General features: G+C 53.2%; 13 protein-coding genes. 12 read left to right on the forward strand and 1 reads right to left on the reverse strand.

The features are described 5' to 3' along the window. Window positions 1–378 precede the first annotated feature (378 nt). The 3 genes from mle to RJP21_RS25840 all read left to right on the forward strand — a co-directional run bounded on the left by mle (window position 379) and on the right by RJP21_RS25840 (window position 2331). Window positions 379–1215 carry an alpha/beta fold macrolide esterase gene (gene mle, locus RJP21_RS25830; RefSeq protein WP_310861842.1) on the forward strand — a complete coding sequence of 279 codons (837 nt, stop codon included), beginning with the start codon at window positions 379–381 and terminating at the stop codon, window positions 1213–1215. A gap of 216 nt (window positions 1216–1431) precedes the next feature. Continuing rightward, window positions 1432–1707 (forward strand): DinB family protein, encoded by a 276-nt coding sequence (locus RJP21_RS25835; protein WP_310861843.1) that lies wholly within the window; start codon window positions 1432–1434, stop codon window positions 1705–1707. Between the two features lie 120 nt (window positions 1708–1827). Beyond that, entirely contained in the window at window positions 1828–2331 is a 504-nt protein-coding gene (locus tag RJP21_RS25840; protein ID WP_310861844.1) for a GNAT family N-acetyltransferase, read from the forward strand. Here the strand turns inward: RJP21_RS25840 and RJP21_RS25845 are convergent. After that, the gene (locus RJP21_RS25845; RefSeq protein ID WP_310861845.1) at window positions 2328–3074 is read right to left on the reverse strand and encodes an MBL fold metallo-hydrolase; all 747 of its coding nucleotides are present in this window, start codon (window positions 3072–3074) and stop codon (window positions 2328–2330) included. The genes RJP21_RS25840 and RJP21_RS25845 overlap by 4 nt on opposite strands. Before the next feature lie 127 nt (window positions 3075–3201). Here RJP21_RS25845 and RJP21_RS25850 point away from each other — a divergent pair, with 127 nt between their 5' ends. The 9 genes from RJP21_RS25850 to RJP21_RS25890 all read left to right on the forward strand — a co-directional run bounded on the left by RJP21_RS25850 (window position 3202) and on the right by RJP21_RS25890 (window position 14138). After that, window positions 3202–3630 carry an Lrp/AsnC family transcriptional regulator gene (locus RJP21_RS25850; protein WP_397386286.1) on the forward strand — a complete coding sequence of 143 codons (429 nt, stop codon included), beginning with the start codon at window positions 3202–3204 and terminating at the stop codon, window positions 3628–3630. A 67-nt stretch (window positions 3631–3697) separates the two neighbouring features. Next, window positions 3698–4258 (forward strand): NADPH-dependent FMN reductase, encoded by a 561-nt coding sequence (locus RJP21_RS25855; protein ID WP_310861846.1) that lies wholly within the window; start codon window positions 3698–3700, stop codon window positions 4256–4258. Between the two features lie 260 nt (window positions 4259–4518). Further along, the gene (locus RJP21_RS25860) at window positions 4519–4905 is read left to right on the forward strand and encodes a DUF5684 domain-containing protein (RefSeq protein WP_310861847.1); all 387 of its coding nucleotides are present in this window, start codon (window positions 4519–4521) and stop codon (window positions 4903–4905) included. A gap of 467 nt (window positions 4906–5372) precedes the next feature. Beyond that, on the forward strand, window positions 5373–5639 hold the full coding sequence (locus tag RJP21_RS25865) for a CD3324 family protein (RefSeq protein ID WP_160044556.1): 267 nt from the start codon (window positions 5373–5375) through the stop codon (window positions 5637–5639). 210 nt (window positions 5640–5849) lie between these two features. After that, window positions 5850–6410 carry a GNAT family N-acetyltransferase gene (locus RJP21_RS25870; RefSeq protein ID WP_310861848.1) on the forward strand — a complete coding sequence of 187 codons (561 nt, stop codon included), beginning with the start codon at window positions 5850–5852 and terminating at the stop codon, window positions 6408–6410. Window positions 6411–6629: 219 nt separating this feature from the next. Beyond that, window positions 6630–8372: a methyl-accepting chemotaxis protein gene (locus RJP21_RS25875; RefSeq protein WP_310861849.1), complete on the forward strand. Its 1743-nt coding sequence runs from the start codon at window positions 6630–6632 to the stop codon at window positions 8370–8372. A 234-nt stretch (window positions 8373–8606) separates the two neighbouring features. Further along, window positions 8607–9260: a carboxylesterase family protein gene (locus RJP21_RS25880; protein ID WP_310861850.1), complete on the forward strand. Its 654-nt coding sequence runs from the start codon at window positions 8607–8609 to the stop codon at window positions 9258–9260. 280 nt (window positions 9261–9540) lie between these two features. Next, window positions 9541–11175 carry an SWIM zinc finger family protein gene (locus RJP21_RS25885; RefSeq protein ID WP_310861851.1) on the forward strand — a complete coding sequence of 545 codons (1635 nt, stop codon included), beginning with the start codon at window positions 9541–9543 and terminating at the stop codon, window positions 11173–11175. After that, a complete protein-coding gene (locus tag RJP21_RS25890) occupies window positions 11172–14138 on the forward strand; it encodes a DEAD/DEAH box helicase (protein WP_310861852.1) in 2967 nt (988 codons plus the stop codon). Before RJP21_RS25885 ends, RJP21_RS25890 begins: the two co-directional genes overlap by 4 nt. The last annotated feature ends 34 nt before the right edge of the window (window positions 14139–14172 follow it).

A 14172-nucleotide genomic window follows, 5' to 3' on the forward strand; every position in this document is an offset into this window, starting at 1 on the left:
GAACGGAGGGATTACGTGTGTTGATTTTTTTTCCGGTTTCTCTTTAAGCGAATCGTTTTATGCTTGAAGTCTGTGCTTTTGGCGCAGTAATCGGAAAAAGGATCAATATGCGGCAGCCGCGGCTTGATGCCATCGGTTGTGTTAGACACGATATCTTGCTGGTTCAAGGCTAGGGAAAAGAAGCTGCGTGCTTCATGCTTTTTTACACACCTTGCCGTTGGATCGTTACGTCAGCGCATGCCGTTGATACGGGCGATCTTGCCCCAGCCGGCGATAGGTCGTCCGTTTCATTCCCTTTCCGATTACTGCGAACCGACACAGGCGAAAGCCTGTGTTTTTTGTTTTCATCAAATGACAAAGTAAGCGGAGGGATATGAAATGACGGAACGATTTATACAAACTCGAGGCGTCGACATTTGCACGGAAAGCTTTGGGGATCCGAAGGACCCGGCGGTGCTGCTGATTATGGGCGCCTCCGTATCGATGATTTGGTGGGAGGATGATTTTTGCCGGAAAATCGCCGACAGAGGAAGGTTCGTCATCCGTTACGACAACCGCGACGTCGGCCGATCGGTCACCTATGCGCCGGGGCAGCCCGAATATTCGTTTGAAGATCTGGCGGACGATGCGATGGGGGTTCTGGACGGATACGGCATCGAAAAGGCGCATATCGTTGGCATGTCCATGGGTGGGCTGTTGACGCAAATTTTGGCGCTGCGGCATCGGGAACGGGTGCTCAGCGTGACGTTGATTGCGACATCCAATTTTGCGCCGGGGCTGCCGCCAATGGAAGAGAGGGTGGAGCGTTTTTTTGCGGGGCAAGGAGAAGTGGATTGGTCCGACATGGAGGCGGTTGTCTCCTTTTCGCTCGAACGGTGGAGAGTTCTCCGGGGTTCCGGACGTACGTTCGATGAACAAAAAATCGCGCGGTTATCCGAAAAAGAAGCGAAACGCGCCGTCAGTCCGGCCAGCATGTCAAACCATGCCTTTGTTACAGGCGGCGAGACGTATCTTATGCGAACCGGCGAAATCGATGTGCCGACGCTCATTATTCATGGCACCGAGGACCCGATCATTCCGTATCCGCATGCGGTTCATTTGGCCGAAGCGATCCCGGGTGCCAAGCTGATTACGCTGAGCGGGGCCGGGCATGAGCTCCATGAGGAAGATTGGGATTTGATCATTGGGGCGATCATTGACCATACAGCCCGATAAAACTTCATCCGCGTTACACAAAAGGTCTGCTCTCGGTACGCCGAGGCAGGCCTTTTGTACGGGGTGAAATCGCGAAAAGCGTTTGCAGGGGAAAACTGGTAAAATGGGGAGAGGAAAATTTATCTCATTTAATACACAAGGAAGGGGGCACGTTTTGAAAAATGCTTTAGAACGCTTGAATCAGGCGATTGCAGAAGTTCCGGCAAAATTTCCGGAATGCCTGAACAGGAAGTATCCTTGCGTCCGCAGCCCGGAGAATGGTCCCGCAAAGAAATACTCGGCCATTTGTGCGACTCTGCGCTGAACAACCTGCAAAGATTTGTCCGGTCCCAGTATGAGCCGCAGCCGAACAAGATCATCCCGTACGTCCAGGACGAATGGGTGCGGCTGATGGGGTATCAGGAGCTTCCGTTCGATCATGTGTTGATGTTGTGGTCAAGCTTGAACAAGAGGTGGCTGCCGTGTGGGAACGAATTCCCGAAGACAGTTTGATCAACGTTTTTCTATTAGGCGACGGACAAACGGTAACCCTCCAATGGGTGATTGACGATTATGTCGATCATATGGAACATCATTTGGAGCAAATCTTCGGGTAGCGAAAGGGGCATCATTATGGCATACGCAATTGAACAGCTAAGCCTTCAAAGATACGCGGAAAAAGACAAGGAAGCGCTCGCGGCATTCCGGCTCCCAGCGGAACAAGCGCAGTATACAGCCTTGCCGCTTGAAGTGCTGGAGCCGGATGAAGGGAAACACCCGATCGTGATCGTCAGCGGAAAGGGTCCCGTTGGATTTTTTGTGCTGCATACCAGCGAAAGGGTTAGGGATTATACCGAGAACCTGAATGCTTTATTGTTAACGGCATTATCCATTAATCATGTTGAACAAGGCAAAGGATATGCGAAAAAGGCGATGCTTTTGTTAAAGGATTTCGTCCGAAGCCAATTCCCGGCATATGATGAGGTCGTATTGGCGGTAAACCACAAAAACATCCCTGCGCAGAGACTGTACGAAAAAGCGGGATTTCGGGATACCGGGAGAAGAAGGGAAGGAAATCTCGGAGAGCAGTACATCTACGCAATGAAAGTAAACGAATGCTCTCCGAACAAGTTTTAGAACCACTCTCCATCAAGCGGGATACGCACCTGACCGACAAGGCCTTCGGCATTCAGCCGATCCTTTAGGTTCGCTCTTGTCGTGAAACAGTGATTTATCGCTTCCATATGGACGGCGGCCACTTGAGTATAAGAGGCGTAGCGGCATAGGCTCACCACGTCGTTCTCGTCCATGATGATCGGCCCGCCTTCCAGGAATTGGGCTCCGCCTGCATTGACGACCGTCACATCCGGACGGTAGCGATCCAAAACCTCTTTCACGTCATCGCACCAAATGGTATCCCCCGCGATGTATAGAGTAGGTTCGCCTTCGGCTTGGAAGACATATCCGGATACTTGGCCCATCCGCTTGCCGATTTCGCCTGTGCCATGCTGCCCGGCTGTCCGAAAAATCGTCGTTCCTTCATAGGAGATGCTTTCGCCAATCTCCGTGACGTTCGTAAAACCGTCTGCCCGGACGGCATCCCCTTCGTTTGGCTGGCACCAGACCGGCATCGTTTTCGCCAAAACCTCGCTGGATGCGGCATCCCAATGGTCGGGGTGCAGATGGGTCAACAAAACGGCATCCGGCTGGAGCCATGTCCCCATAGGCGCGGGCAGCGGAACGAGCGGATTCCTTTTGTCGTTAGCGGTATTAAAAACCGGCGGATTCGCTCCTTGTTCACTGAATATCGGGTCTATAAGAAAGGCATGGCCTGCATATTCGAGCCATAATGAAGCGTTGCGGATCAGCTGTATTTTCATTTCAGACACCTCTTCGCCAGGAATTTGTCGATCTGTTATTATTATAGGTGCGGTCGGCATGCAGGCCCATAACATGGTGAAATGAAAAAGCGGCCGACACTTTCACGGTGAAAGGAATTTGCGAAAAGTGAACCGTTTTACGATGGATGAAGTGGATATGAGGATTTTAGAGCATTTGATTGAAGATTCGACCCGCTCATTTAAGGACATCGGCGAGCTTGTTCACTTGACGGGGCAGGCGGTAGGCGCACGCGTGCGCAAGCTGGAGGATGCGGGCGTAATCGAAGGTTATACGCTGCGCTGGAATCCGGAAAAGGTCGGGTTGCCCGTGCATGCCTTCGTAACGGTTTTTCTCCATTCTTCCATCGCCCATCAGCGGTTCCAATCCTTCGCGCAGCGGCATGGGCAGGTGGCGGAAATGCATCGCGTCAGCGGCGAAGGCTGCTATTGGATGCGGGTGCGGGTCGGTTCGCCGGAAGAGCTGAACCAGCTTCTGGATGAAATTTTGGATTACGGAAATTATAAAGTGAGCCTGTCGATCGGGCAGATCAAATAGCGGTGCTGAAGCACGTCCAAATACGTCTGCACCGGTACAACCACACACCAACAGGAGGAATGAAACCATGAAAGTTGTTGCGCTCGTAGGCAGTATCCGCAAAGATTCTTATAACCGCAAGCTTGCGGAGTATGTCAAAAACAAATACAAGGAACAAATGGACGTTGAGATTTTGAACCTCCGCGACATTCCTTTTTATGACCAGGATATCGAAAACGATCCTCCTGCGCCCGTCAAGGAGCTGAGACAAAAGGTAGCCGCAGCCGATGCGGTTCTGTGGGTGACTCCGGAATACAACTACTCCATTCCCGGCGTCCTCAAAAACGTCATCGATTGGCTCTCCCGCGGCGACCGCGTGATAAACGGCAAACCGTCTTTTATCATGGGCGCTTCGATGGGCCTGCTCGGCACGGTGCGCGCGCAGCAGCATTTGCGGGACATTCTCTTTTCCCCGGGCGTCAACTCGCCGCTGCTTCCGGGCAACGAAGTATACGTAGGCGTCGTGCATGAGAAGATGGATGAAAACGGCAATATCAAGGACGAGTCAACCGTGATTTTCCTTGAATCCGTCATCGCCAATTTCGTGAAATGGTTCAATCAGCAGGCTGCGGCCATGGCGGTAAAATAATCATTAGTTACGATTCGCAGCATATGTGTAAGGAGCCCCCAGCGGCATGGCCGCCGGGGGTTTTCATTTTCCGTCAAACTTGAAGGCATAAAAACGGAGCTTGCAAATATCGTAATAAAGGTTGCATGTAATAAGACATCGGTCCCAGGATGTATTTTTGTGTCGAAATTGAGGATTTTTTTGAAGGATTTTCAAAATCTTTATCGAATTAGGAGAAGTGCATTTTTAACTTTTATATTTATTTAGGGGGTATTTTGTACATGACAGCGGTTTTGATCGTGATTTACCTTGCAGTTTATTTTGCCGTTTGCGGGGCATATTTTCAGCTCGCGAAAAAGGCGGGAAGGGACGATATCGCTTGGTTTGCGTTCATTCCGATTTTGAACAGCATCTTGCAGCTGAAGCTGATTAAGCAAAGCGCTTGGTGGATTTTGATGTCGCTGGTGCCGATTGCGAACATCGTGTTTGCGATCATTTGGCAGGTGAAGCTGCTGAACGCATTCGGCAAAAGCGGGGCATACGTTCTGTTTATTTTGATTTCACCGGTGTACGTCATTTTGTGGATGGTTTGGGGCTATTCCAGCAGCACGGTTTATTATCTGAACAACACGCCTCAGAATCCGACCGGACCTACCGCTTCTTTCTAAGGGGCTATAGCAATACGATTTTTAAGAGCAGGGCTGCGGGAGACCGGATTGGATGCTGCTTCACCGGAATGAAGTAGGGATGCATGCGGCTTTCGCTTCGGCAATGCCTTGTTTCTCAGCGGATTTCTCCCGCATGGATACATAGTTAAGAATGCACTTGTGGGCCTCCAGCGATGGAGGTCTTTTTTTCTTTTAACATGGCGCCATAGCGCTTCCGCTGGATATATGCCCCGGTTCTGTTGTACATTTAAAATCAAGCAAGGAAAGCGGAGGGAAATAGCATGAAATTTGCGAACAGTTTCAGGAAACGCTCCATGCAAAGCCCGTATGGCAGATACGGCGGCGGTTGTTTGTTATGGAGCAGGATCGGCCAAGGACCGCCAATTCTTTGATGTAACCCCGGAAACCGTATGTCATGGGCTTTGCTGCCTTATATCGAAATTTGATATCAAAGGAGCAGAAGCAGCATGAAATATATCAACGCCGAATCCGCCTTTCCCCAAAGGCTGGTAGACGAGATGCAGCAATATGTTGAGGGCGGCTGGGTATACGTACCGGCCCGAAGGCATTCGCGAAAAGCTTGGGGAGAACGCAGCGGAAGCAAGGAAGCCTTGAAACGCAGAAACGCCGAAATACGTCGCCGGTTTTGCGAAGGGCATTCCATAGAACGGCTGTCCTCCGACTATGGGCTGGCCTACGACACGGTGAAAAAAATCGTATATTCCAAAAAATGAACGCGAAACCCGCAGATTCCATCTGCGGGTTTTTTATGATATTAGAATTTATAAGTTTTTTTGGGGTCCCCGCAAAGTATTTGGAATAAACATCAAAAGCATAGACTCCACTTTGTGGGGTTATTTTGTGCAGACAACGTTTTGGCAGCAAACGCGCCATATTTTTTTCCGGCTCCGCCACCTATAATCAACTTCAAAGGAGGGACGAAGATGAACATTACTGTGGAGTTATGCGCTCCGGAGGATAAAAGGATCATTTTTAACATGTATCCGCTTTATCTGCATGATTTGGCCGAAATCCGGAATGTGCTGCCGAATGCGCACGGCGTTTTTGAAGATACCGACGATTATGACACGCTGCAGGCGCAGCAAGCGCTGTTTGAGATCTGGTGGCAAAAGGAAAACGTGTTGTATCCGTTTCTGATCCGCGCGGACGGTCTGCCGGCCGGGTTCGGACTGGTCGCTACTCCGCCTTATTTGGTGGACGACAGCGAATATATGCTGAACGAGTTTTTTATTTTGAGGCCATTTCGCCATAAACAGGCGGGTGAAAGGGCGGCAATGGATATTTTCAATCGATTTCCCGGCAAATGGATGCTGTTTACGACGGAAGGGGAAAGGAATCAGAGCACCCAACAATTTTGGAGAAAAACGCTGAGCAAATATACGGCCGACGGTTATGAAGAAACGGATGAGCTGCTACCGCATTTCGACAGGGGGAAAGTGTTTCGGTTTAACAGTCCGGGACCTCATCCTTCCGCTACTTTATAGCCTCTGGCTGAAGCGTAAAAAATTTTTTTCGAAAAAACAGCGCCGTTCGCCCTTTTTGGGAAAAATTGCCCTTCATATCTCCCCACCAAAATGACGATATAACATTCATCACAGTGCTGGTTGCTCAGACGACGCGATTTTGTAATAGACACAAAAGAACAGAATGCGCGCCCTGATATAACGGCAATGAACTTCAAAGAACTAGGTGGGGTTGTGTATATGAAAAGAAGAAGCAGTCTCGTGTTGAAATCGATCATTGTCTTGTCGGTGCTATTTTTTCTCATGGAAAGCGTTCTGTCCACGTTAAACAATCTTCTGATCAAGAACGAACAGATGGAAGGGCTCAACAATATGGTGTGGACGCTGCAAAACGTCATATCCTCTGAAATTCCGTACATCGAAAAAGCCAAAACGCTTCTTGGTACCGATGAGCTGATGAAGGACGAACAAATCCTGCTCGTTCAGAAGCAGCTGGACAGCATGAAAGGCAACGAAAAAGTGTCGAACAGCTACATTTACATGCCGGATGTGCAAGATAACGGAGACAGCAGCAAACTGACGCTTATTCTGGCAAACACCGAATTGTACCAAAAAGGGCTTCGGCCGGGAACCGTCTATGAAGCCAAAGGGGCGTTCAAGAACGCCATTGAGGAAATGAATAAACAAGGCTACGCGGTTTCGAAGGTTTACAGCGACGATTTCGGAAAATGGATCAGCATCATCGGCGAGGTCAAAGACATCAGCGGGAAAAGAGTGGCCATTTTCGGCGTCGATTTCAACTATACTGTCATTGCCAAAATGGAACGCGACCGGACCATCGAAACGACGTTGATCGGGACGGGGCTCGCGATTTTGTTTATCGTAATCGTCATCTTTATGGTAAGGGCGATCCTTCGTCCGATCAGTCAGCTGTCCAAGCTTAGCATTCAGGTGGCGGAAGGCGATTTGACCGTTTCGGCGAACGTCAAAAGCAAAGACGAGGTGGGGGTGCTGGCGGCCAGCTTCAATACGATGATAGGAAATATCCGTCACCTGATCGAAAACGTGCAGCAAACGTCCGAAAAGGTCTCCCAGTCTTCGAAAGCGCTGTCCGCAAGCGCGGATCAAACCTCGCAAGCGACGGAGGAAATTACCCGCGCGGTTCAAGAGGTCGCCCAGGGCTCGGAAACGCAAATGCAGTCTGCGCTGGAAAGCCAGATCGCGATGGAGGAGATGGCGGTCGGCATTCAGCGCATTGCGGAATATTCCTCGCGCCTGTCCGAGCATGCGCAGGAGGTTGCGAAAAATGCGGAGGCCGGAAACCGCGTCGTGCGCCAGTCGGTCGACGAAATGGCCGGCATCAAAACATCCGTGGCGGATACGATGAACATTTTGAAGGAATTGGAACAGCGCTCGCTCGAAATCGAAGAAATCGTGTCGATCATTTCGAATATCGCGGGCCAAACGAACCTGCTTGCGTTGAACGCTTCGATCGAGGCGGCCAGAGTCGGGGAGCATGGCAAAGGTTTTGCGGTTGTCGCCCAGGAAGTCCGGAAGCTGGCCGAACTGTCGGGTTCGTCTTCCGAGCAGATTTCCGGCATGCTGAATGAAATTACCTCGTATATCAGCCGCGCTTCCGCCGCCATGAATACGAGCATGGATCAAGTGGAGCAGGGATCGGAGTCGGTTCAAAAAGCGGGAGAGGCGTTCGAGGAAATCGTCGGTTCCCTGCAAAACGTCAACGAGCAGGTGCATGAGGTATCCGCCTCCGCCCAGCAAATGTCCGCAGGCAGCGAGCAGGTCGCCGCATCGCTTGAGGAGCTGGCCCGGATCGGCAAAAACGCTTCCGGACATACACAGAGCGTGGCCGCTTCGTCCGAAGAGCAAATGGCCTCGATGCAGGAAATCGCGGGTTCGGCGGCGTTGCTGCGAGGCATGGCGGATGATCTGGAGAAGGAAGTCCGCGTATTTAAGCTGAGATAAGAAGGTGGAATGGACCCTCGCAATCGAGGGTCTTTTTTAAGTTTGCGGGTTATGGGGAGACGATGCGGATGCATAAATTAGATGCTGCCGGAGCCTTTCTCTATGCCGTATTCGGCAAGAGGCGGATTTTCTAAGAAGGAGATCGGGGGTGATTGGCGTAATAGTGAAAGTAAAGATTGAGTTTTCCAAGACGGGAAGCCTGTCTGAATCATGGAACGAAGGTGGGGAACCCCAATGAGTCAACAAGCCTGTAAAATGGAAAAAGAAATCAAAAAGAACGTGTCTTTGAATTATTTGCTGCACTTACCGGAGGAGTACGACCCGAGCGCCGATAAAAAATGGCCGGTCATTCTGTTTCTACATGGGTCCGGAGAGCGCGGCAGCGACATTGAGCTGGTGAAAATCCACGGCATCCCTCTCATTGCGGACCGGGACCCGTCCTTCCCGTTTATCGCCATATCCCCTCAATGTCCGGAGGAGTCCGATTGGGCGAGAGAAAAGGATGCCGTCATCGCCGTATTGGATGAAGTGATGGCTGCCTATAACGCCGATGCTTTCCGCGTATATTTAACGGGATTAAGCATGGGCGGTTACGGCACCTGGCTATTGGCTGCGGATTTTCCGGAACGTTTTGCGGCGGCGGCACCGATCTGCGGCGGCGGAAGCTGGATGGATACGTTTCAGCTCACCGACACGCCGATTTGGGCGTTCCATGGGGCGAAAGACGATGTTGTGCCGTTGTCGGAATCGGAAAAGATGGTCAAGGCGGTTCAGGATGCCGGCGGCAGCGCGAAGCTGACCGTTTATCCGGAAGCGAACCATGATTCCTGGACGGAGGCTTACCAAAATCCGGAGCTTTATGCATGGTTTTTGCAGCATTCGCTGTAGGATGGCAGATGCGCCGCTGACTTGCTATAAAAAGCCGGGCCGACCTTTCCTTAAGAAAGGGTTTAGAGATTCGCGAACAGCCTGTGAGCGAATGCGGCTTTGCGGTGCACCGGACGGATGCTGTATTTTGAATTCTGTTAAAGAACCCCGCCTATCAAGGCACGAAGGGGTTCTTTTTTTTGCGCAAGGAGCATTGGCCGCAGTTTATGTTTCAAGCCAAAATCAGATATGATAGAGTAAATGCACATCTACTAAACTCCGCTAGGAGACGATTGTTCAAATGAAGACGAATCACACGATAACCGATATGGAATGGCAAAAGCTTATCGCAGATGTCGGCGAGCATTTTAGCGACGTCACGATAAAACGGGGCTTTCAATTTTATAAGCAGGGTTTCGTCCGAGAAGTCAAGGCAGACGGAGCAGGGGGATTGCAGGCCTTTGTCGGAGGGGCCGAACCCCAGGAGGTGTTCCTTGAAACGGGTGAAATCTCCGCAAGCCGCTGCGCTTGTCCGGAGGGAAGCGGGTGCAAGCATATCGTCGCGGTTCTGCTGGAATACGCGAGCATGCAGGGGCGTTCCGTTCATGCGATCGTCAATGCCCATGCCATGCTGAAATTCCGGACACCGCATCATGTTGCGCTTGAAGAGAACGAAGTCCCGGCGCAAACGGGAGAGTTTGATGCCGGATCCGCGCTTAGGGAAAAAGCGCTGCAAATTCCGAACGCGAGCATCGCCGAATGGCATGCGTTATTTAAAACCTGCGTCGCTCCGCTCGAATTCGGCAGTCCGAACGCCCAATACGCCCGCAAAGCGATCGCCGCCATCGAGGCGGTCAAACCCCGGCTTTCACCCGGAATGGAGCAGCTGTATGATCTTCACGCGCATTTGTTCATGCTTATCAAGCTGGTGAAGCCGGCGCATCCTCTGCTTCAAACGGGTACCTATTTAGGGTATCACGTCCAGGTCGCCGCGGATGACATGCTGAAAGCGATCAAGGAGATCCTCGACGAGGGCATCGGGCTGGCTGCCGAACCGGAGCTGTGGCCGCGGGTAACGAAAACGCTGACCTATTTGCGGAGACAGATGCTGACGGAATCCAAAAACTTCAATTATTTGTTCGAGGCATACGACCGGCTATGGCGCAGGTGGCTGCGCCCGAATCTCGAAGACGACCGGATGTTTAAGGAAGAGATCGAAAAGCTGAAAACGGCCGAAGAGGATTTGGGCGACGGTTTATCCCGTCTTTCCTGGATGCTGGCCCACAGCCGAATTTATTTTTTTATGGGCGAAGACCGGCAGGCATGGACGTGGCTGCGTGACGCAAGCAAGGGGGTTATTGTCCCGCCCGGCTTTTTGTTTTCGTTTGCGGAGGAGATCGCCGCAGCGGAAGAATGGCCGCGTTTGGTGGAATGGCTTGTTTTTATCGGGCCGCTCCTCAGCGGTCCTAGGAAAGACCAAGCGGACGTTTATATGGATCATTGGAGAATGGCCGTCCGGCATCACCCGGAATCGGAGGAGCGCATGTGGGAGGCGCTTTCCGGGATGCTCCCCTATTCTTTGGAGATGTACGAGGAAGCGTTGCTGGACTACGGAAAATGGCAGCAGTGGATGGATATGCAGCTGAGCGCCGGAACGGAGCCGCTTGCGCTCCGCGTCAGCGTTCTGCAGCCGCTTGAAAAGGAGGCGCCCGAACTGCTGCTTCCTTTTTACCATCAAGCGGTAGAGCGGCATCTTTTGCTTAAAAACAGGTCGGGCTACAAAGCGGCGGTGAAGCTGCTGAAGCGCTTGGCCAAATTGTACAAAAAAATGAAGCGGGAAGAGCGGTGGGAACAGTTTCTGGAAACCTTCGTCAGCCGCAACGGCCGGCTGCGGGCATTGCAGGAGGAGCTTCGGAAAGGAAAGCTGATATCATGAGCTCTTATACGACTTATACGGAAACCATGACCGTCCATCTGCGGTTGACCGCTCACGGGGATGCGCTGGTCTTTGGAACGAATCAAACGCACCGGTACGTGCCCGGGCTTCAATTGAAGCAGCGATTGTTTGCATGGCACGAACCCTCTTTTTACGGCACGGAGCTGGAAATCCGGAAGGTGCAGGAGGCGGAGCTTGTCGTTTTGCCTGCCGAGGAGGTCCTCCCTTTTTTCGGGGATCTAAAGCTGCTGAAGCACGTCGCATGGGAATGGGACGAGCAAGCGGAGGCGCTCATCCGGCTCGCTTCGCCGCTTTACAAAAGCGTGCGGGAACGGCGTTTTAATCCGAGTCTTGCCGCAGTTCAGGCAGGAAGGCTGCAGTGGGCCTGGGATGACGCCTATTTGGGAATGCAAACCCGCCAAGAACTTGCCCATGCCGAGGCGGAGTTTGCCGAGGGACTGAGGGCCGCATTTTCATCGGCCGTGTTCCAGCATCACTTTGGGACGGAAGAAGCTGCCGCCGATTTGCGGCGGGAATATCCGATGCTGTTCGCGAAAAACGGCGCGATGGCCGGGCTTGACGAGGAAACATGGCTTGTTTCGATCGGCTGGAAGGCGGACACGGCCCCGTTCCGTCCGCTGCTCCAGCTGCTGGAGCCGGATGAGGACCATCCGGTGTGGCGGCTTCGGCTCGTGCTGCAGGATAAGCGGGATCCGTCCGTGCTTGTTCCGGTCCGCTTGGGCGTGGATGGCGATATAGCCGGCGAATGGCCGCAAGCATGGTCGGGTCATGTTCGGGAGCGCGCCGCAGGCTGGGCGCAGCATTTGCGCGCCAGCCTCCCCGGCATGGCGCATGGCGGGCAGGGCGATTTGTTTGCGGGACCGTTATCCGATGCGGCGGCGTGGCGGTTTTTGACCGTCGACAGCCGCCGCCTGCTGGAAACCGGCTGGCAGGTGCTGCTGCCTGCCTGGTGGGAAGCCGCTCGACGCAAGAAACCGAAGCTGCGCGCCAAAGTCCGTTCCGGCGAAGGGGAAGAGGCTGCCCAAGGCGGCAGCTCCATGTTTGGCCTGGGTTCGATCATTCAATTCGACTGGCGGGTCGCGATCGGCGAAACCCAACTGACCGAAGGCGAGTTCCAAGAACTGGTCGCCCGTAACGAACGGCTCGTCCGGTTCAAGGGAGAATGGATCATGCTCGACCCCGCCCTGGTCAATCAGATCGGCCAAATGATGCAGGGAATCGACCGCAGGCAGGGCATGTCTTTGCAGGACGTGCTTCAGCTGCATCTTCAGAAGCGGGACGAAAAGCGTGGCGGACCGGAAGGGGAGTCGCCGGATTCGGAGGAGACGGAGGTTTCGTCCCGCGTCGAGCTTGAAGTCGAGCTGAACGACCATCTCGCGCAGCTGTTCGGTCAGCTCGGGCAGCAGTCCGGGTGGCCGAAGTTTCCGGTTCCCGCAGGGCTGAAGGCCGAGCTGCGTTCGTATCAATTCGAAGGGTTTTCGTGGCTTGCCTTTTTGCGGAGGTTCGGTTTGGGCGCTTGTCTTGCGGACGATATGGGACTCGGGAAAACGGTGCAGTTTATTACGTATTTGCTGCATTTGCAGGAAAACGCCGAGGATCCGCAGCACAAAATGCCGTCGCTGCTCATCTGCCCTACATCGGTTCTGGGCAATTGGCAAAAGGAAATCGGACGGTTCGCTCCTTCCTTGCGGGTCATGCTGCATTACGGGAGCCGGCGTTTGGACGAGCGCGGCTTTTTGGAGGCTGTGCGGCAGGCGGATGTCGTGTTGACTTCTTACGCTACGGCGACGCTGGATCAGAAGCTGCTGCAGGGAATGACGTGGGAGTCGCTCTGCCTCGACGAGGCCCAAAACATCAAAAACGCGCAAACCAAGCAGTCCACGGCCGTTCGCAGCTTTCCCGCGCGGCATCGGATCGCGCTCACGGGCACGCCGATCGAAAATCGCCTGTCCGAGTTATGGTCGCTGTACGATTTTATGAATCCGGGATATTTGGGCAGCCTGAAGGCTTTTAACACGCGATTCATCCAGCCGATCGAAAAGGAACGGGACGAGCAGCGGACCGGCCAACTGCAGAAGCTGGTCAAGCCGTTTATGCTGCGGCGCAAAAAGAAGGATCCGGCGATCCAGCTTGCGCTGCCGGACAAAAACGAGATGAAAACTTACATTCACCTGACCGGCGAGCAGGGGGCCCTGTATGACCAAACCGTCAACGACCTGATGAACCGGGTGCAGAAGCTGGAGGGCATGGCACGGAAAGGGGCGATTCTTTCCGCACTAACCCAGTTGAAGCGGGTTTGCGATCATCCGTTGCTGCTGACGGGAGAAGCCTGGGAGCCGGCCGAAGGAACCGGAGACTCCATCGATACGCAAATGCTGGTTCAGCGTTCGGCGAAACTCGAACGGCTGCTGGAAATGGTGAAGGAGCTCCGTGAGGAAGGGGAGCGCTGCCTGATTTTCACCCAATATATCGGGATGGGCGAGATGCTGCAGCGCGTTCTGGGCCAAGAGCTTCAGGAACCGGTGCTTTACCTGCACGGAGGCACGTCCAAGACGGCCCGCGACCGGATGATCGAGCAATTCCAATCCAGCACGCTATCTCCCGAGGAGCAGCCGAATGTGTTCGTTTTGTCCATCAAGGCAGGGGGCGTCGGGCTGAACTTGACCGCGGCGAATCACGTCTTTCACTTCGACCGTTGGTGGAATCCCGCCGTGGAGAATCAAGCCACCGACCGCGCGTACCGCATGGGGCAAACGAAAGACGTGCAGGTGCACAAGTTTATCTCCATCGGGACGCTCGAGGAACGTATCGATGAAATGCTTGAAAGCAAACAGCAGCTTAGCGACAACGTGATTTCCAGCACGGAAGGCTGGATTACTGAGCTGTCGACCGAAGCGCTCAAGGAGCTGTTCACGCTGCGCAGCGATTGGAGCGGCGATTGACAGAAAAAAAACACCCCCATAGTCAGGGCCAGGC

Origin of the sequence: Paenibacillus sp. VCA1 (assembly GCF_031583795.1) — a bacterium.
GTDB lineage: Bacteria > Bacillota > Bacilli > Paenibacillales > Paenibacillaceae > Paenibacillus_AQ > Paenibacillus_AQ albilobatus.

Excerpts from the sequence above, each read along its gene's own strand:
- mle (WP_310861842.1), top strand. The coding sequence starts at position 379 with ATGACGGAACGATTTATACAAACTCGAGGCGTCGACATTTGCACGGAA.
- RJP21_RS25835 (WP_310861843.1), top strand. The coding sequence starts at position 1,432 with ATGCCTGAACAGGAAGTATCCTTGCGTCCGCAGCCCGGAGAATGGTCC.
- RJP21_RS25840 (WP_310861844.1), top strand. The coding sequence starts at position 1,828 with ATGGCATACGCAATTGAACAGCTAAGCCTTCAAAGATACGCGGAAAAA.
- RJP21_RS25845 (WP_310861845.1), bottom strand. The coding sequence starts at position 3,074 with ATGAAAATACAGCTGATCCGCAACGCTTCATTATGGCTCGAATATGCA.
- RJP21_RS25855 (WP_310861846.1), top strand. The coding sequence starts at position 3,698 with ATGAAAGTTGTTGCGCTCGTAGGCAGTATCCGCAAAGATTCTTATAAC.
- RJP21_RS25860 (WP_310861847.1), top strand. The coding sequence starts at position 4,519 with ATGACAGCGGTTTTGATCGTGATTTACCTTGCAGTTTATTTTGCCGTT.
- RJP21_RS25865 (WP_160044556.1), top strand. The coding sequence starts at position 5,373 with ATGAAATATATCAACGCCGAATCCGCCTTTCCCCAAAGGCTGGTAGAC.
- RJP21_RS25870 (WP_310861848.1), top strand. The coding sequence starts at position 5,850 with ATGAACATTACTGTGGAGTTATGCGCTCCGGAGGATAAAAGGATCATT.
- RJP21_RS25875 (WP_310861849.1), top strand. The coding sequence starts at position 6,630 with ATGAAAAGAAGAAGCAGTCTCGTGTTGAAATCGATCATTGTCTTGTCG.
- RJP21_RS25880 (WP_310861850.1), top strand. The coding sequence starts at position 8,607 with ATGAGTCAACAAGCCTGTAAAATGGAAAAAGAAATCAAAAAGAACGTG.
- RJP21_RS25885 (WP_310861851.1), top strand. The coding sequence starts at position 9,541 with ATGAAGACGAATCACACGATAACCGATATGGAATGGCAAAAGCTTATC.
- RJP21_RS25890 (WP_310861852.1), top strand. The coding sequence starts at position 11,172 with ATGAGCTCTTATACGACTTATACGGAAACCATGACCGTCCATCTGCGG.